Consider the following 16,046-nt stretch of genomic DNA (forward strand, 5'->3'; position numbering starts at 1 on the left):
CCCCCCCCACTTCCTAGCGATCCTGAATCAGCCGGCGGTCTTGGCGAAGCGGGCGAGGAGGTCGTTGCCTTCCTTCTCGATCGTTTCGAAAGCCTGCTTCACCGTGGTCTCGCCCGCAAAGATCTTGTTGTATTCGCGCTCCATGATGGAGCGGATCTGCGGATAGAAGCCGAGACGATAACCCTTGGACCATTCACCGGAGGGAAGCATGAGCTGCTTGATGCCGACTTCGGCAACCGGCTGCTTTTCGTAATAGCCTTCCTTCTTGGCCAGTTCGTAGGCCGCCTGGGTGATGGCGACGTAGCCGGTGGCCTGGTGGTAGAACTTCTGGATTTCCGGGGACGTGAGGAACTGGAAGAAATCCGCGACGCACTTGTTCTCGGCTTCCGGCTTGCCGGCCATTGCAAAGAGGGCCGCGCCACCGATGAAGGTGTTCGTGCCGGCGCCCTTAACGTCGAACCAGTAAGGCAGGAAATCGGCCGAGAACGGCATGGTGGCGGTCTTCTGGAGGCCGCCGAACGAACCCGACGAGCCGATCCACAGCGCAACCTTGCCCTCTTCGAAAGGTTTCTGGTTGTCGTTCCAGCCCGCGCCGTAGAAACCGTAATAGCCAGCGTCAGCCCATTCCTTGAGCTTTTCGAACATCTTGACGAGATGCTCGTCCGTCAGGTTCATTTTGGTATCGACAACGCTGTCGTAGCCATTGTTGTTCGTCGCAAACTGGATGTTATGGCGCGAGAAGAAGTTCTCGGTGAACTGCCATGTCAGCTGCGATGCCGTCAGCGCGATATAGCCGGCTTCCTTAAGCTTCGGAGCCGCGGCCTCGAATTCTTCCCAGGTCTTCGGAACCGCTACGCCTGCCTTTTCGAAAGCCTGCGTATTGACGTACATGATCGGCGCGGAAGAATTGAACGGCATGCCCACGAACTTGCCGTCGGAATCAGCGTAGAAGTAACGGACGCCTTCGATGAAGGCTTCGCGGTCAAACTTGTAGCCGGCGTTGTTGATTAGGTCTTCAGCGGCGACGGTTGCGCCCTTGGCGTTGATGATGGTGGCAGCGCCGGCATCAAAAACCTGCAGAATGTTCGGCTGCTCGCCCGAGCGGAAGGCAGCGATGCCACCAGCGAGGGCCTCTTCGTAGGTACCCTTCGAGATCGGCGTCAGGTTGCAAGCCGTCTGCGAGGCATTGAATTTCTGAGAGACCTCGTTGATGACCTCGCCATTGCGGCCACCCATGCCGTGCCACCAGGTGATTTCAGTCGCCGCAAGCGTGTGCGACGCAGACAGTGCGACCGCGGTCGCGGCCATCGAAAATTTCCGGAACATGCTTCGACCCTCTCCAGCGTGTAATGGATAAGAGCCGCAATAGAGCGCTCATGTGACGCCATCGTCACAGTTTCATGTCGGAATGATTACAAATGGAACGGTGCTGTGCACAGCCGTGCAAAAAGCTGAGAAAATGACCTAGAAAGCGTCGGGAAAATGCCGCGGCAGGCGGCCCGGCAAAACGGTCACGATGTCATAGCGTTGCGACAGGCGGGCGGCATCGGCCCGCCTTGCGAGCCACAGATCGCTCGCGGCCCGGATGCGCCTCTGCGCGGCAAAGCCCACCGCGTCGATCGCCTCCTGCTCGACCCGGCGCGCCTTCACCTCGACGAAGACAGCGAGATCACCCTTCCTGGCGATGATATCGATCTCTCCGAGCCTGGTTCGATAGCGGATGGCGAGAATGCGGTAGCCCTTCGCGAACAGGAAAAATGCCGCGAGATATTCCGAGAAATGCCCCCGGCGCACGGCTTTCCTGCGCTTCAGGCTCCAGTCATCCTGCGCCATCTTCGCCCTTCAGGCCGAGAAGCCGCTGGTAAAGGTCCTTACGGGAAAGGCCGGTGAGCCTTGCGGCTTCCGCAGCCGCCTTGGCGGTGGGCATCGAGGCGGCGAGTTCCCGCAAGAGGACATCGACCTCGACCGCGCCCGGCACGTCGTCGATTTCGGGAGGTGCCACGAGGAGCACGATCTCGCCCTTCACGACCCGGTCCTCACCGTAATAGGCGGCGAGTTCCCCAAGCGTGCCGCGCCTGAACTCCTCGAAGGTCTTCGTCAGCTCCCGGCAGACGGTGGCGTGGCGGTTCGGGCCGAGGACATCCGCGGCGGTCGCGAGACTCGCGCCGATGCGATGGGGAGACTCGAAGAAGATCAGCGTTGCCGGCACTCTGGAAAGCTCGGCCAGCCGATCGCGCTTGCCCTTGTCCTTGACCGGCAGGAACCCGGCAAAGAGAAAAGCATCGGACGGCATTCCAGAGCCGACGAGTGCCGCAAGCGGCGCCGACGCGCCGGGGATCGGCACCACCCGGTGCCCGGCCTCGATCGCCATCTGCCCCAGCCTGTATCCGGGATCGGAGACCAGCGGCGTACCGGCATCGGAGACGAGCGCCACCGATTTCCCCTCCCCCAGCGCGGCCATGAGACGCGGCCCGGCCTCATCCGCATTGTGCTCGTGATAGGAGAAGGGCCGGTTGACGATGCCGTAACGGTCGAGCAGCACGCGGGTGACGCGGGTATCCTCGCAGGCGAGCACGTCCGCCCCCGCCAGCGTCTCGAGCGCCCGCAGCGTGATATCGCCGAGATTGCCGATCGGCGTGGCGACGAGATAGAGCGCCGGCTCCAGCGGGCGCGCCTGCACGAAAGTGTTTGCGACGCGGTAGCCGCGCGCAGCGGTCTTTTGTTCGTCCGTCACGGGATTTCACGAAAAACGAGGATGCTCATGCCCCTTTATGGGCAAGGCCGCGCCCTTCGGCAAGTAAAGCAAGCCCATGTTTTCTGTGTGCAGTGCGTGCGCGAATGGGGAAATGCCGCATGGCACCTTCGTTCTCCTCTTGCATTCCCATGAAAATCTCTGCCATTTTGCCCGTCCACATCCACCAGCCGCCTTCCGGTGGCAGAATATCAGGGGTCCGGCCCATGCCGGATCGCCACGGTCGAAAGCGATAGCGTCCATGCGTATTACTCTTGAGCGGTCAAATCTTCTAAAGTCGCTGAACCACGTGCACCGGGTCGTCGAGCGGCGGAACACGATCCCGATCCTCTCCAACGTGCTGCTGCGCGCTTCCGGCGCGAACCTGGACCTGAAGGCGACCGACCTCGATCTCGAAGTCACCGAAGCGGCACCGGCCATGGTGGAGCAGGCAGGCGCGACGACCGTGCCGGCGCATCTCCTCTACGAAATCGTCCGCAAGCTGCCGGACGGCTCGGAAGTGCTGCTCGCCACCAATCCCGACGGCGGCTCGATGACCGTGCAATCCGGCCGCTCGAAGTTCTCGCTGCAATGCCTGCCGGAATCGGATTTTCCGGATCTCACGGCCGGCAGTTTCTCGCATACCTTCAAGCTGAAGGCGGCCGATCTGAAGATGCTGATCGACCGCACGCAGTTCGCGATCTCCACCGAGGAGACCCGCTATTATCTCAACGGCATCTTCTTCCATACGATCGAGGCCAACGGAGACCTGAAACTTCGCGCCGTGGCAACGGACGGGCACCGTCTGGCCCGCGCCGACGTGGAGGCGCCGTCGGGCTCGGAAGGCATGCCGGGCATCATCATTCCGCGCAAGACCGTGGGCGAACTCCAGAAGCTCGTGGACGATCCGGAAGCCCTGGTCACCGTCGAAGTCTCCGACGCCAAGATCCGCCTGACGATCGGCAGCATCGTGATGACCTCCAAGCTGATCGACGGCACCTTCCCGGATTATCAGCGCGTCATTCCGACCGGCAACGACAAAGAAATGCGCGTCGATTGCCAGAGCTTCACCAAGGCGGTGGACCGCGTCTCGACCATTTCCTCCGAGCGCGGGCGCGCGGTGAAGCTGTCGCTTTCCGAAGGCCAGCTCATGCTGACGGTCAACAATCCCGATTCCGGCAGCGCGACGGAAGAGGTCGCCGTCAGCTACGAGCACGATCCGATGGAAATCGGCTTCAACGCCAAATATCTGCTCGACATCACCGCCCAGCTTTCCGGCGAGGACGCGATCTTCATGCTGGCCGATGCCGGCTCGCCGACGCTGGTGCGCGATACGGCCGGAGACGACGCGCTCTACGTGCTGATGCCGATGCGCGTTTAACCCATAGAAAGCGGCGATCTCGAATTCGCCGCTTTTTTTGTCGCATTTTCTCGGAGCGACATTTTATCTTGCTTTTGCGCCAGAAGACTCCAGATAGGACCTCGGCGGAACCGGATGGGAGAGGATGATGGAACTGCGCCTGAAAGAGCGGCTCGGCCGCAAGTTCGATGAAGAAATCCGTTTCTTCAAGGGCTGGATGGACGGCCCGAAGCGGGTGGGGGCGATCCTGCCGACTTCCTCCGTGACCGCGAGGCGCATGGCAAGCGTGATCGACACGTCCTCCGGCCTTCCGGTGCTGGAGCTGGGTCCCGGCACCGGCATCATCACCAAGGCGATCCTGGAACGCGGGGTGCGGCCCGAGAACCTGGTTTCCATCGAATATTCGACGGACTTCTATCAGCATCTGGTGAAGACGTTTCCCGGCGCGAACTTCATCAACGGGGATGCCTTCGATCTGGAGCGCACGCTCGGGGAGTGGAAGGACAAGACGTTCGACAGCGTGATTTCCGCCATACCGCTGCTCAGCTTCCCGATGGAAAAACGCATCGCGCTTCTGGAGGACCTGCTCGGACGGATGCCGGCCGGCAGACCGTTTGTGCAGATCACTTACGGCCCCGTCTCGCCGATCGTCGCACGGCCCGACCGCTATCAGATCAAGCATTTCGATTTCGTCGTCCGCAACATTCCGCCGGCGCAGCTCTGGATATACAGCCGCGGCTGACATTCCATGTACGGGCTCTACATCACCCACCCGCAGGTCCGCATCGACCCGAACGTGCCGGTGCCGGACTGGGGCCTTTCCGAGATAGGTCGCGCCCGCGCCGAACAGGCGGCCCGGTCGGCTTGGGCGAAAGGGCTCGGGCGGATCGTTTCGAGCGGCGAGGCCAAGGCGATCGAGACAGCGCAGGTGCTGGCAGCCGCGGCCGGCATTTCCTTCGAGATCGCCGAGGACACTCACGAAAACGACCGCTCCGCCACCGGCTTCCTGCCGCCGCCGCAGTTCGAGGAGGCTGCGGATTGGTTTTTTGCCCACCCGCACGAAAGCTTCAAAGGCTGGGAGACGGCGGCCGACGCACAGGCGCGCATCGTCTCGGCCGTCACGCGCGCGCTCGACGCGCATGACCGGACCGTGCCGATCGCCTTCGTCGGCCATGGCGGCGTCGGTACGCTGCTCAAATGTCATTTCGCCGGCCGGTCCATATCCCGCGACCGGGATCAGCCCGGCGGCGGCGGAAATCTCTTCTGCTTCACCCTTGCGGACCGGGCATTATCGTGCGACTGGACGCCGATGGAAGTCTGGAAGGGATTCGAACATGGACGCACGTGACCGTCTTATCGTTGGCCTCGACATTCCCACCGTTTCCGAAGCGAGAGCGATCGTCAAAACGCTCGGCGAAGAAATCTCCTTCTACAAGATCGGCTATCAGCTCGCTTTCGCCGGGGGCCTGGAACTCGCCCGCGACCTCGTCGCGGACGGCAAAAAGATCTTCCTGGACATGAAGCTGCTCGACATCGACAACACGGTGGCGAAAGGCGTCGAGAACATCGTCAAGATGGGCGTCTCCATGCTCACCCTGCATGCCTATCCGAAGGCGATGCGTGCCGCGGTCGAGGCCGCCAGGGGCTCCGATCTCTGCCTGCTCGGCGTGACGGTCCTGACGTCCATGGACGAGGCGGACCTGATCGATGCCGGCTACGAATACGACCCGCATACGCTGGTGCTGCGCCGTGCCGAGCAGGCGCGGGCGGCCGGCATGGGCGGCATCGTCTGCTCGGCGGCAGAATCTTCCGCCGTCCGCAAGATCGTCGGCCCCGACATGGCCGTAGTGACTCCCGGCATCCGCCCCGCGGGCGCCGAAGCCGGCGACCAGAAGCGGGTGGTGACGCCTGCGGACGCGATCCGCGCCGGCTCCAGCCATCTCGTCGTCGCCCGTCCGATCGTCAAGGCGCCGGACCCGAAGGCAGCCGCGCAGGCGATCCTTGCCGAGATGCAGGGCGCGCTTTAGGCTCAATCGCCAACCGGAGGAGATTTTATGGCAAAGGGATACTGGATCGCCCGGGTCGATGTGCGCGATCCCCAGCGCTACAAGGACTATGTCGCGGCAGCGAAGCCCGCCTTCGAACGCTATGGCGCGAAGTTCCTCGCGCGTGGCGGCGCGTTTACCGAACTCGAAGGCAAGGCGCGTGGGCGAAACGTAGTGATCGAGTTTCCCTCGCTGCAGGCCGCCGTCGACTGCTACAATTCACCGGAATATCAGGTGGCGGCGAAGATCCGCCAGGAAGTCGCGGATGCCGAAATGGTAGTCGTCGAGGGTATTTGAGCCTATAATCAGCGGGTGTGCGGGTGCGGCAGCGGAAAGGCTTCACGCGCTGCCGCAATTCGGTTATGAGGACGGAAAACCATCCCTCCTTGTCGGCTCCCGGAGCAAACTATGACCCTGACCAATCTTCCCCCTCTCGTCACCGTATTCGGAGGATCGGGCTTTGTCGGGAGGCATGTGGTGCGCACGCTCGCGAAGCGCGGGTACCGCATCCGCGTCGCCGTGCGGCGTCCGGACCTCGCCGGCTTCCTGCTGCCCTACGGCTATGTCGGCCAGATTTCGCTGGTGCAGGCCAACCTGCGCTACCGCAATTCGATCGACCGCGCGGTCGAGGGCGCGTCCCATGTGGTCAACTGCGTCGGCATCATGTTCGAGAGCGGACGCAATTCCTTCGATGCGGTGCAGGATTTCGGCGCTCGCGCAGTCGCCGAGGCCGCCCGCGCAGCCGGCGCCAAGCTGACCCATATCTCCGCGCTCGGCGTCGATCCGGATTCGGCCTCCTCCTACGCCCGCAGCAAGGCGCGGGGCGAGGCCGCGATCAACTCGCTTCTGCCTGACGCGGTGATCCTGCGCCCCTCCATCATGTTCGGGCCGGAAGACAGCTTCTTCAACAAGTTCGCCGCCATGGCCCGCGTCTATCCGGCTCTGCCGCTGGTCGGCGGCGGCAAGACCAAGTTCCAGCCGGTCTATGTCGAGGATGTCGCCGAGGTGGTGGGCCGCTCTGTGGACGGCACGATCGCCGCCGGCCGGACTTATGAACTGGGCGGTCCGGAAGTGCTGACCTTCCGCGAATGTCTCCAGACCATGCTTCGCATCACCAATCGCGAGCGTCCGCTCGTCTCGCTGCCCTTCTCGATCGCCTCATTCATCGGCAGCCTCGCTTCGCTCATCCCGTTCATCCAGCCGCCGATTACGGCCGATCAGGTGCAGCTTCTGAAGAGCGACAACATAGTTTCCGAGGGCGCGGCGAAGGAAGGCCGGACGCTCGAAGGCATGGGTATTCGCCCGACACTGCTCACATCGATCCTTTCTTCCTATCTGGTGCAGTATCGCCCGCAGGGCCAGTTCACCGGGTCCGGCAGGGCTGCCTGAGGAAGTTTCTCTCCTTTCGGACGAAGCCGGCCCACACGGCCGGCTTTTTCATGCGCCCAGAAAACGGGCAGGCATGCTCGACCGCACATCCGACGAGCATCTTCTGTGGCACAAAGGCCGCAGTCGGCGACATGCTTGCGTTAACCCGCAGTTCAACAAATTCGGCTATTGAACTTGCGAGTTTTGGCCAATAAACCGCACCGCGCAGACGAACCTCGACTGTGACGTTCCCATTTTCTTCGAAAGGCGTTCCTCCATGGGCAAGCCCATCGCACTCTTTTTTGCGTGTGCGGCACTGATCATTCTCGCCGGTTCCCTGATCGCTCCGGAGATCGGCGTGGCCAGCAAGCCGGGATGCGCCCCCGCCTATGGCGTGGACCCCTGCAAGACCGCCTCCATCACGACGGACAGCGTCGACCAGTAAGGTTGTATTCCTTAAAACAGCCCCCAAATTCCAGGCGATTTTCAACTTTCGTTTGATACGAAAGTCGTAGACGCTCGCATTTGAGTTTCCTCTTGTTTTCCTGAATACTTCCCTCCGGGAGAAGGGCAACAGCCCGCCCATACCGGGAGGAGAAGTTATGGCAACGCCTGATAAGAAGGCGCCGACGCGCCGTTCATTCCTGAAAATGGGCGCAACCACCAGTGGCGCCGTCGCAGCAAGCACACTCGCAGCCCCAGCCGTTCTCGCACAAGCCCCGATCACCATGAAGATGCAGACGTCCTGGCCGGCGTCCGACATCTGGATGGATTTCGCGCGGCAGTATACCCAGCGCGTAGAAGCAATGTCCGGCAATCGGATCAAGGTGGATCTCCTGCCGGCCGGCTCCGTCGTCGGCGCCTTTCAGGTGCTCGATGCCTGCCATGACGGGGTCATCGACGCTGCCCATTCGGTCTGCGCCTACTGGTACGGCAAGCACAAGGGAGCATCGCTTTTCGGCACCGGCCCGGTTTTCGGCGGTTCGGCCACCACCATGCTCTCATGGTTCTACAGCGGCGGCGGGGCGGAATATTTCCGCGAACTGCAGCAGGACATCCTCGGCCTGAACGTGGTCGGTTTCCTGGGCTTCCCGATGTTCGCCCAGCCCTTCGGCTGGTTCAAGGGAGAAGTCAGCACTGTCGCGGACATCAACGGCTTCAAGTACCGCACCGTCGGCCTGGCGGCGGACCTTATGCAGGCGATGGGCATGTCGGTGGCGCAGCTTCCCGGCGGAGAGATCGTTCCGGCAATGGAGCGTGGCGTCATCGACGCCTTCGAGTTCAACAATCCTTCCTCCGACCTTCGCTTCGGAGCCCAGGACGTCGCCAAGCACTATTATCTTTCTTCGTATCACCAGGCCTCGGAAAGCTTCGAATTCCTCTTCAACAAGGACTTCTACGACGATCTGGATCCGGACCTGCAGGCGATCCTGCGCTACACCGTGGAATCGGCTTCGACCGCCAACACGGCAGCGGCAATGGACAATTATTCCGCCGACCTCCTCAAGCTTCAGAACGAGGCAGGCGTCAATGTCCACCGTACGCCGAAGGAAATCCTCGATGCGCAGATCGGCGCCTGGGACGATCTGATCGTCGAACTGGAAAAGGATGCCTTCATGAAAAAAGTGCTCGACAGCCAGCGCGCCTGGGTGGAGCGGGTCACCTATTTCGAGCTGATGGCATCACCGGACTATGCCGCGGCCTATGACCATTATTTTCCGAACAAGCTCAAGCTCTAGAAACTAGCGCCAGCCCCAGCCTAACCGGCCATAGGTACCGGGCATTTTTTCAGACCCATCGCATGTCTATCCGGCAGGAGACCTCTCCTGCCGGGATATCCTTGGAACAGAAAGACGTCCGTTCGATGGTGGCATTCATTCGTTTCGCCGATGCGATGTCGGCATGGTTCGGCAAGGCATTCGCCTGGCTCATCATTCTGATGACATTCGGCACCAGTTTCGAGGTTTTCGTCCGCTACGTCCTCGGACGGCCGACGCCCTGGGCGCTCGATATGTCCTTCATCATGTACGGCACCCTCTTCATGATGGGCGGTGCCTATACCCTTTCGCAAGGCGGGCATGTGCGGGGCGATTTCATCTATCGCCTCTGGAAGCCGCGGACCCAAGCCACGGTCGATCTCATACTTTATCTCATCTTCTTCTTTCCCGGCGTTACGGCGCTGGTCGTAACGGGGTGGAAATATGCCTTCCGCTCGTGGGGCTATGGCGAGGTCAGCATCAACAGCCCGGCCGGCATTCCGATCTACCAGTTCAAGACGGTGCTGGCGGCAGCCGGTGTTCTGCTTTTCATCCAGGGCATCGCGCAGGTGTTCCGCTGCATCAACTGCATCCGCACCGGCCGCTGGATCGAGGCGGAAGCGGAGGTCGAGGAAACCGAGATGCTGCTGATCAAGGAAAAACAGGCCGAACTTTCCGGGGACAAGGCATGACCGATCCCCAAGTCGCCCTGTTCATGCTCGGACTTTTCGTCTTCATCGTCTTTCTGGGTTTTCCGATCGCCTTCAACCTGATGGCGCTCGGCATCATCTTCGGCTACTACGCCTATTTCGAGCCCGGCCGCATGTGGCGCGCCTATAATCGGCTCGACGAGAATGCCGGCTGGTGGGACAGTATCAGCCTCTGGGTCGAGGGCTTCTTCAACAACCGCATCTTCGATCTCTTCATCAACCAGACCTATTCGGTGATGTCGAACGACGTGCTGACGGCGATCCCGCTCTTCCTGTTCATGGGATATATCATCGAGCGGGCCAATATCGTCGACCGGCTCTTCACGACCCTCAACATCGCCTCCAGAAACGTGCCGGGATCGCTTGGCGTCGCCGCACTCATTACCTGCGCCCTCTTCGCCACCGCCACGGGGATCGTCGGCGCGGTTGTCACGCTGCTCGGACTTCTCGCGCTGCCGCCGATGCTGAAGGCCCGTTACAACCATGCCTTCGCGACGGGGATCATATGCGCCGGCGGCACGCTCGGCATCCTGATCCCGCCCTCGATCATGCTGATCGTCTATGCCGCCACCTCGGGCGTCTCCATCGTCCGGCTCTATGCGGGCGCACTCATTCCCGGCTTCCTGCTGGTCGGGCTTTATCTGGTCTATGTGGTCGTTCGGGCCATGCTGCAGCCGAACGTGGCGCCGAGACCCGCGCCTGGAGAGGTGCCGGAAGTGCCCTTCGGCCGCATCGTCATCATGCTGCTGACCTCGTTCTTTCCGCTCGCCTTCCTGATCCTGGCCGTGCTCGGCTCAATCCTCTTCGGGCTTGCGACACCTTCGGAGGCAGCCTCCATCGGCGCGCTCGGCGGCCTGGTGCTTGCGGTCGCATACCGGGCACTGACCTGGGACCGGATCCGACAGAGCGTCTATCTCACGCTTCGCACCACCGCGATGGTGTGCTGGCTCTTCGTCGGCTCCTATACCTTCGCCTCGGTCTTCGCCTATCTCGGCGGCGAGCAGGTCATCTCGCAGTTCGTGCAGAGCCTGGACCTCACGCCCTTCCAGTTCCTGATCCTGGCGCAGCTCATCATCTTCCTGCTTGGCTGGCCGCTCGAATGGTCGGAGATCATCATCATCTTCGTGCCGATCTTCCTGCCGCTTCTGCCGATATTCGGGATCGACCCGCTGTTTTTCGGGATTCTGGTAGCGCTAAACCTGCAAACGGCATTCCTGACACCGCCGATGGCAATGTCGGCCTATTACCTGAAGGGGATCGCGCCTCCACAGGTCCGCCTGACGGAGATATTCTGGGGCATGCTGCCCTTTGTCGGCCTAGTCTTCGTGGCCATGGCTATCATCTACGCGTTCCCCGGCCTCGTCTTCTACCTGCCGGACCAGGTTTATGGACGATAAGAGCCAAGAGATGGAGGCGCCGGGGAACGGCGCCTCATCGACCTACCTCGATGCTATGGGAGATTGATATGCAGGACCGATTACTTGCCCTTCTCGCATTCCTGCTGCTCTGCGGCTTCCTCGCCGTTTTCCTGTGGCGGGTGCCGCGCGCCGACCTTGCGGTCCTGTTTGCGGTCACCGTCGCCATGGCGGGATACGACTTCTTCTTCTATCGCGGCGGCGATCACCACTGAGCTATCGGACTAGCGGTACAGCAGGAGGGCGGCGAGCCCGACCATGCCGATCAGAATACGCCACCATGCGAAGGGTGCGTAACCACGGCTGGAGACGAAATCGAGGAGAGAGCGCACCACGAGAAGCGCGGTGACGAAAGCGGCTATGAAGCCGATCGCGATTACCGCGGTGTCATCGAAGCTCAGCGCCGAACGGTTCTTGTAGAGGTCCAGCGTGAAGGCCCCGAGCATGGTGGGCATGGCCAGGAAGAAGGAGAACTCGGCCGCTGAACGCTTGTCGGCGCCGAGCAGCAGCGCGCCGACGATGGTCGCGCCCGAACGCGATGTACCAGGGATCATCGCGACGCATTGGCAAAGACCGATCTTCAAGGCGAGCGAGACCGGATAATCCATCACGTTGTGATATTTCGGCTGGAACTTCATGCGGTCGACGGCGAGCAGCACGAAGCCGCCGAGGATCAGCACGACGCAGATCAATATCGGGGTTTCGAAAAGCACGGTCTTGATGAAATCATGCGCGAGGGCGCCGATTACGGCAGCCGGCAGGAACCCGGCAAGAACCGTCGCCACGAAGCGGCGAGATTGCGTGCTCGTCGGCAAGGAGAGTGCGATCGACATGAGCTTCTGGAAATAGACGAGCAGGATCGCGAGTATCGCCCCAAGCTGGATCAACACCGCGAACGTGTTGCCTGGAGACTGGAAACCGAGGAAATGACCTGCAAGAAGCACATGAGCGGTGGAGGAAACCGGTATGAATTCGGTCAACCCCTCGATCAATCCAAGAACGAGGGCGCTGATGATCGACTGGTCGGGCATTCTTAATCCTTTGCTTAGGAAACGCGGGCAAATCTCGCTTGCTTGCCTCGCCCCTATCAAACCCATATAGCTGCAATATGTCAGCGGGTGCGCGACGCAGCCATGCCGTCTTTTAGTACAATAATCGCAAAGCGCCAGTAACGATGCCCACGCTCTATCACCATCCCATGTCTTCCGCTTCCCGGTTCGTCCGGCTGATTTTGTCGGAATACGGCTTCCAGGTGGACCTGATCGAGGAGCAGCCCTGGGAACGACGCCGCGAGTTCCTGACGCTCAACCCGGCCGCCACGCTGCCCGTCTATGTGGACGACAGCATGCGGGTTCTTTGCGGGCCGGCCGTGCTGATGGAATTCCTGGACGAGACCCACGGCGTTCTGAAACGCGACCGGCGGCTGCTGGCCGAAGATCCCTGGCAGCGCGCCGAAATCCGCCGGCTGACCGAATGGTTCCTGCAGAAGATGGAGAGCGACGTTACCCGGCCACTCACCCGCGAACGGGTCTACAAGCTGCAGATGACGGCGGCGCAGGGCGGAGGCGCGCCGGATTCGAAAGTGCTGCGCACCTCGCGCGCCAATATCCGTCAGCACATGAAATATCTCTCCTGGCTTGCGGGATCGCGGCCATGGCTTGCGGGCGACCGGCTGAGCTATGCCGATCTTGCAGCGGCAGCCTCGATTTCCGTGCTAGACTATATGGGCGAGATCGACTGGTCGGAGACGCCAATCGCCAAGGAATGGTATCAGCGGCTCAAATCCCGCCCATCCTTCCGGCCGCTGCTTGCCGAGCGCATCCGCGGCCTAACGCCGGTATCCCATTATGCGGACCTCGATTTCTGATAGGACAAGACCGGGCGAGCAGGCACCGGAAAAGGAAGCCCGCAGACGCGAGAAGCTGACCGCCTTCATCAGGGCGGAAGCCGCCGCGCAGGGCTTCGATCTCTGTCGCATCACGCATCCGGACAGCATTCCGCAGGCGCCTGGCCGTCTGCGGACCTTTCTGAACGACGGCCATCACGGCACGATGGAATGGATGGCCGAAACGCGCGAGCGCCGCGGCGACCCGAAGGTGCTGTGGCCGGAGGTGCGCTCCGTCGTCGTGTTCGGCCTCAACTACGGCCCGGACGAGGACCCGCGAGAGCTACTCGACAAACCGGAAAAGGCAGCGATTTCCGTCTATGCCCGCAACCGCGATTATCACGACGTGATCAAGGGGCGGCTGAAGGAGATCGCCACCCGCTTTGCAGCGCGGGCAGGCGAGGACGTGAAGGTCTTCGTCGATACGGCGCCGGTCATGGAAAAGCCGCTGGCGGAAGCTGCCGGGCTCGGCTGGCAGGGTAGGCATACCAACCTCGTCAGCCGCACGCATGGCTCCTGGATATTCCTCGGCAGCCTCTTCACCACAGCCGATCTCGACATCGATGCGCCGGAGATCGACCATTGCGGCTCCTGCCGCGCCTGTCTCGACGCCTGCCCGACAGCCGCATTTCCGGCGCCTTATCGGCTGGATGCGCGGCGCTGCATTTCCTATCTCACGATCGAGCACAAAGGGCCGATCGATCCCGAATTCCGGCCTCTCATCGGCAACCGCATCTATGGCTGCGACGATTGCCTCGCGGCCTGCCCATGGAACAAGTTCGCGGCAAGCGCTTCCGAAATGAAGCTGAAGGCGCGCGAGGACCTGAAGGAGCCGTCGATCGCCTTTCTGCTGACGCTGGACGAAGCCGCCTTCCGCAGCTTCTTCAGCGGTTCGCCGGTGAAACGCATCGGCCGCGATCGGTTTATCCGCAATGTGCTGATCGCGGCCGGCAATTCCGGTGACCGGAGCCTGATCGATCAATGCCGGATGCTGGCCAGCGATCCTTCGGCGACCGTTCGCGGCATGGCTATCTGGGCGCTGAAGCAGCTGATGACCCTTGAGGAATTCGCACGCTTCGCGGAGATGCGTGCGGGCGAGACGGACGCGGAGGTGCAAGAAGAATGGCGAATGGCGGGAGTGGCGTAATGCGAGTGATGATCTTCGGCTGCGGCTATTCGGGACAGGCAATCGCGGAAGCCTTCAAATCCGCCGGCTTCGCGGCTTCGGGAACCGTCCGCACACCAGAGAGTGCCGAGAAACTTGCAAAACAAGGCATCAAGCCTTTCATCTTCGACGGCAGCGCATTTGGCGACGAGCTTGCGGAGGAACTCGCCGAGGTAACGCACCTGGTGCAGTCCATCCCGCCCGGCGGCACGGGCGATCCGCTGCTGAAACTTGTGGCCGGGCGGCTTCAACAGGTTTGCCCCAAACTCCAGTGGATCGGCTATCTCTCGACCGTCGGGGTCTATGGCGACCATGGTGGTGGCTGGGTGACGGAGGAAACGCCCGGCAGCCCCATCCAGGGCCGGTCGATTGAGCGGGTCGATACCGAAGAAGCCTGGACGGCGGAAGGGGACGCGGTCCACGTGCCTGTGGCCCGCCTTCGGCTCGCCGGTATCTACGGGCCGGGCCGTAACGCCTTTGTCAATCTGGCGCGCGGCACGGCCCGGCGGATCATCAAGAAGGACCAGGTTTTCAACCGCATCCGGGTCGAGGATATTGCCGGGGCCGCGCTCCTCCTCGCCGAGCGCAAGCTCGGCGGCATCTATAACGTCACCGACGACGAGCCGGGGCCGCCGCAGGACGTGATCGTCGAAGCCGCCCGGCTGATGGGTGTGGAGCCTCCGCCGGAGCAGGATTTCGAGACCGCCGAGATGACACCGATGGCCCGTTCCTTCTACGGGGCCAACAAGCGGGTCTCGAATACGAAGCTCCGCGCGACAGGGTTCGAATTCCGCTTCCCAAACTATCGAATGTCGCTCGCCGAAATGTGGGATTCAGGTCGTTGGAAGGGATAAATTCCTAGCGTCAACTGGATGGAATTTCCTTCCATCCAGTGTCATCCGGTCATTTTTTCTTAATATCTGGGGCAAGCGATCCGGAAAATGCCCTGATTTTGGCAGTGCCTTGGCGCTCTGCAAAAATTTTTTTCTTCCGATTTCGTGAACATTGCCGCGCAGGCCGAAGAGAGGGAATGCTTTTCCGCTTTCCTCCTGTTTTTAAATGTTTTCTTTCCTTAATGCTTAGCCGGCTTCCGTCGAAATACAGCCAGCGATTGAGTCACAAATGTTACATGTTGTAACATTGCGTGATCGCTTATCCCTCTTTTTTGCCATCTTTGGCCGGATTCCAGCCAATTGCACGCAACGTGCAGGGACGATCGGACGGGACGACAAACGTGAATACAACTCCACGCTGGATTTTCGCTGCGGCCGCCATTGCTGCATTCTCGCTTCATGGCTCCGCACAGGCAAAGCCTACGCCCGGATGCGGGCACGCTTCCTGGTATGCCCTCACCTCCAAGACCGCGTCGGGCGAGCGGATGAACCCCGCCAAGCTGACGGCGGCACATCGCTCGCTGCCTTTCGGGACCAAGCTCAAGGTCACTAACAAGCGCAATGGCAAGAGCGTCGTGGTGCGCATCAACGATCGCGGCCCGTTCATTCGCGGCCGGGTCATCGATGTTTCCAAGGCTGCTGCCCAGAACATCGGCATGGTGAGCTCCGGCACGGCACAGGTCTGCTACCAGATCATCGGCTGATCCGGCCAAAACC

Annotated in this window: 20 protein-coding genes; 15 read left to right on the top strand and 5 right to left on the bottom strand. The window is 61.5% G+C overall.

Translation table 11 applies throughout. The annotated features are described in order from the left end of the window. Window positions 1-27: 27 nt before the first annotated feature. The 4 genes from ACE04I_RS16170 to ACE04I_RS16185 all read right to left on the bottom strand — a co-directional run bounded on the left by ACE04I_RS16170 (window position 28) and on the right by ACE04I_RS16185 (window position 2,900). Complete coding sequence (locus tag ACE04I_RS16170) at window positions 28-1,326, bottom strand: extracellular solute-binding protein (RefSeq protein WP_046794034.1); 1,299 nt, start codon at window positions 1,324-1,326, stop codon at window positions 28-30. Window positions 1,327-1,464: 138 nt separating this feature from the next. Continuing rightward, on the bottom strand, window positions 1,465-1,833 hold the full coding sequence (locus ACE04I_RS16175) for a YraN family protein (RefSeq protein WP_046794033.1): 369 nt from the start codon (window positions 1,831-1,833) through the stop codon (window positions 1,465-1,467). After that, entirely contained in the window at window positions 1,820-2,734 is a 915-nt protein-coding gene (gene rsmI / locus ACE04I_RS16180) for a 16S rRNA (cytidine(1402)-2'-O)-methyltransferase (protein WP_487207283.1), read from the bottom strand. The genes ACE04I_RS16175 and rsmI overlap by 14 nt, the downstream gene beginning before the upstream one ends. Before the next feature lie 25 nt (window positions 2,735-2,759). After that, window positions 2,760-2,900: a hypothetical protein gene (locus ACE04I_RS16185; RefSeq protein ID WP_156176940.1), complete on the bottom strand. Its 141-nt coding sequence runs from the start codon at window positions 2,898-2,900 to the stop codon at window positions 2,760-2,762. Between the two features lie 93 nt (window positions 2,901-2,993). On the opposite strand from ACE04I_RS16185, the gene dnaN reads away from it, so the two are divergent. The 11 genes from dnaN to ACE04I_RS16240 all read left to right on the top strand — a co-directional run bounded on the left by dnaN (window position 2,994) and on the right by ACE04I_RS16240 (window position 11,601). Further along, complete coding sequence (gene dnaN, locus ACE04I_RS16190) at window positions 2,994-4,112, top strand: DNA polymerase III subunit beta (RefSeq protein ID WP_046794030.1); 1,119 nt, start codon at window positions 2,994-2,996, stop codon at window positions 4,110-4,112. 127 nt (window positions 4,113-4,239) lie between these two features. Beyond that, window positions 4,240-4,833, top strand: coding sequence for a phospholipid N-methyltransferase PmtA (gene pmtA / locus ACE04I_RS16195; RefSeq protein ID WP_046794029.1), 594 nt, complete (start codon window positions 4,240-4,242; stop codon window positions 4,831-4,833). A 6-nt stretch (window positions 4,834-4,839) separates the two neighbouring features. Beyond that, window positions 4,840-5,439 carry a histidine phosphatase family protein gene (locus tag ACE04I_RS16200; protein ID WP_046794028.1) on the top strand — a complete coding sequence of 200 codons (600 nt, stop codon included), beginning with the start codon at window positions 4,840-4,842 and terminating at the stop codon, window positions 5,437-5,439. Continuing rightward, window positions 5,426-6,118, top strand: coding sequence for an orotidine-5'-phosphate decarboxylase (gene pyrF / locus ACE04I_RS16205; protein ID WP_046794027.1), 693 nt, complete (start codon window positions 5,426-5,428; stop codon window positions 6,116-6,118). The genes ACE04I_RS16200 and pyrF overlap by 14 nt, the downstream gene beginning before the upstream one ends. Window positions 6,119-6,145: 27 nt before the next feature. Then, the gene (locus ACE04I_RS16210) at window positions 6,146-6,433 is read left to right on the top strand and encodes a DUF1330 domain-containing protein (protein WP_046794026.1); all 288 of its coding nucleotides are present in this window, start codon (window positions 6,146-6,148) and stop codon (window positions 6,431-6,433) included. Window positions 6,434-6,544: 111 nt separating this feature from the next. After that, window positions 6,545-7,525, top strand: a complete 981-nt coding sequence (locus ACE04I_RS16215) for a complex I NDUFA9 subunit family protein (RefSeq protein WP_046794025.1) — start codon at window positions 6,545-6,547, stop codon at window positions 7,523-7,525. 256 nt (window positions 7,526-7,781) lie between these two features. After that, entirely contained in the window at window positions 7,782-7,949 is a 168-nt protein-coding gene (locus ACE04I_RS16220; RefSeq protein WP_170986300.1) for a hypothetical protein, read from the top strand. Between the two features lie 157 nt (window positions 7,950-8,106). After that, window positions 8,107-9,243 (top strand): TRAP transporter substrate-binding protein, encoded by a 1,137-nt coding sequence (locus tag ACE04I_RS16225; RefSeq protein ID WP_487207284.1) that lies wholly within the window; start codon window positions 8,107-8,109, stop codon window positions 9,241-9,243. A 125-nt stretch (window positions 9,244-9,368) separates the two neighbouring features. Next, complete coding sequence (locus ACE04I_RS16230) at window positions 9,369-9,953, top strand: TRAP transporter small permease subunit (RefSeq protein ID WP_046794328.1); 585 nt, start codon at window positions 9,369-9,371, stop codon at window positions 9,951-9,953. Then, a complete protein-coding gene (locus tag ACE04I_RS16235) occupies window positions 9,950-11,368 on the top strand; it encodes a TRAP transporter large permease (RefSeq protein ID WP_046794023.1) in 1,419 nt (472 codons plus the stop codon). The genes ACE04I_RS16230 and ACE04I_RS16235 overlap by 4 nt, the downstream gene beginning before the upstream one ends. A gap of 68 nt (window positions 11,369-11,436) precedes the next feature. Beyond that, on the top strand, window positions 11,437-11,601 hold the full coding sequence (locus ACE04I_RS16240) for a hypothetical protein (protein ID WP_170986299.1): 165 nt from the start codon (window positions 11,437-11,439) through the stop codon (window positions 11,599-11,601). A 9-nt stretch (window positions 11,602-11,610) separates the two neighbouring features. Here the strand turns inward: ACE04I_RS16240 and ACE04I_RS16245 are convergent, their stop codons facing one another. Then, on the bottom strand, window positions 11,611-12,417 hold the full coding sequence (locus ACE04I_RS16245) for an undecaprenyl-diphosphate phosphatase (RefSeq protein WP_046794022.1): 807 nt from the start codon (window positions 12,415-12,417) through the stop codon (window positions 11,611-11,613). 143 nt (window positions 12,418-12,560) lie between these two features. On the opposite strand from ACE04I_RS16245, the gene ACE04I_RS16250 reads away from it, so the two are divergent. The 4 genes from ACE04I_RS16250 (at window position 12,561) to ACE04I_RS16265 (ending at window position 16,033) form a co-directional block, all read left to right on the top strand. Beyond that, window positions 12,561-13,253, top strand: a complete 693-nt coding sequence (locus ACE04I_RS16250; RefSeq protein WP_071007494.1) for a glutathione S-transferase family protein — start codon at window positions 12,561-12,563, stop codon at window positions 13,251-13,253. Next, complete coding sequence (gene queG / locus ACE04I_RS16255) at window positions 13,234-14,418, top strand: tRNA epoxyqueuosine(34) reductase QueG (RefSeq protein WP_046794020.1); 1,185 nt, start codon at window positions 13,234-13,236, stop codon at window positions 14,416-14,418. Before ACE04I_RS16250 ends, queG begins: the two co-directional genes overlap by 20 nt. Continuing rightward, window positions 14,418-15,290 carry an SDR family oxidoreductase gene (locus ACE04I_RS16260; protein WP_046794019.1) on the top strand — a complete coding sequence of 291 codons (873 nt, stop codon included), beginning with the start codon at window positions 14,418-14,420 and terminating at the stop codon, window positions 15,288-15,290. Before queG ends, ACE04I_RS16260 begins: the two co-directional genes overlap by 1 nt. Window positions 15,291-15,670: 380 nt before the next feature. After that, a complete protein-coding gene (locus tag ACE04I_RS16265) occupies window positions 15,671-16,033 on the top strand; it encodes a septal ring lytic transglycosylase RlpA family protein (protein WP_046794018.1) in 363 nt (120 codons plus the stop codon). Window positions 16,034-16,046 lie beyond the last annotated feature (13 nt).

The sequence above is a fragment of the Rhizobium moroccans genome (genome assembly GCF_057559155.1).

Excerpts from the sequence above, each read along its gene's own strand:
- queG (WP_046794020.1), top strand. The coding sequence starts at position 13,234 with ATGCGGACCTCGATTTCTGATAGGACAAGACCGGGCGAGCAGGCACCG.
- ACE04I_RS16235 (WP_046794023.1), top strand. The coding sequence starts at position 9,950 with ATGACCGATCCCCAAGTCGCCCTGTTCATGCTCGGACTTTTCGTCTTC.
- ACE04I_RS16245 (WP_046794022.1), bottom strand. The coding sequence starts at position 12,417 with ATGCCCGACCAGTCGATCATCAGCGCCCTCGTTCTTGGATTGATCGAG.
- ACE04I_RS16260 (WP_046794019.1), top strand. The coding sequence starts at position 14,418 with ATGCGAGTGATGATCTTCGGCTGCGGCTATTCGGGACAGGCAATCGCG.
- ACE04I_RS16240 (WP_170986299.1), top strand. The coding sequence starts at position 11,437 with ATGCAGGACCGATTACTTGCCCTTCTCGCATTCCTGCTGCTCTGCGGC.
- ACE04I_RS16175 (WP_046794033.1), bottom strand. The coding sequence starts at position 1,833 with ATGGCGCAGGATGACTGGAGCCTGAAGCGCAGGAAAGCCGTGCGCCGG.
- ACE04I_RS16225 (WP_487207284.1), top strand. The coding sequence starts at position 8,107 with ATGGCAACGCCTGATAAGAAGGCGCCGACGCGCCGTTCATTCCTGAAA.
- ACE04I_RS16250 (WP_071007494.1), top strand. The coding sequence starts at position 12,561 with ATGCCCACGCTCTATCACCATCCCATGTCTTCCGCTTCCCGGTTCGTC.
- ACE04I_RS16215 (WP_046794025.1), top strand. The coding sequence starts at position 6,545 with ATGACCCTGACCAATCTTCCCCCTCTCGTCACCGTATTCGGAGGATCG.
- dnaN (WP_046794030.1), top strand. The coding sequence starts at position 2,994 with ATGCGTATTACTCTTGAGCGGTCAAATCTTCTAAAGTCGCTGAACCAC.
- ACE04I_RS16170 (WP_046794034.1), bottom strand. The coding sequence starts at position 1,326 with ATGTTCCGGAAATTTTCGATGGCCGCGACCGCGGTCGCACTGTCTGCG.
- ACE04I_RS16220 (WP_170986300.1), top strand. The coding sequence starts at position 7,782 with ATGGGCAAGCCCATCGCACTCTTTTTTGCGTGTGCGGCACTGATCATT.
- pmtA (WP_046794029.1), top strand. The coding sequence starts at position 4,240 with ATGGAACTGCGCCTGAAAGAGCGGCTCGGCCGCAAGTTCGATGAAGAA.
- ACE04I_RS16200 (WP_046794028.1), top strand. The coding sequence starts at position 4,840 with ATGTACGGGCTCTACATCACCCACCCGCAGGTCCGCATCGACCCGAAC.
- ACE04I_RS16210 (WP_046794026.1), top strand. The coding sequence starts at position 6,146 with ATGGCAAAGGGATACTGGATCGCCCGGGTCGATGTGCGCGATCCCCAG.
- ACE04I_RS16185 (WP_156176940.1), bottom strand. The coding sequence starts at position 2,900 with ATGGCAGAGATTTTCATGGGAATGCAAGAGGAGAACGAAGGTGCCATG.
- pyrF (WP_046794027.1), top strand. The coding sequence starts at position 5,426 with ATGGACGCACGTGACCGTCTTATCGTTGGCCTCGACATTCCCACCGTT.
- ACE04I_RS16230 (WP_046794328.1), top strand. The coding sequence starts at position 9,369 with ATGGTGGCATTCATTCGTTTCGCCGATGCGATGTCGGCATGGTTCGGC.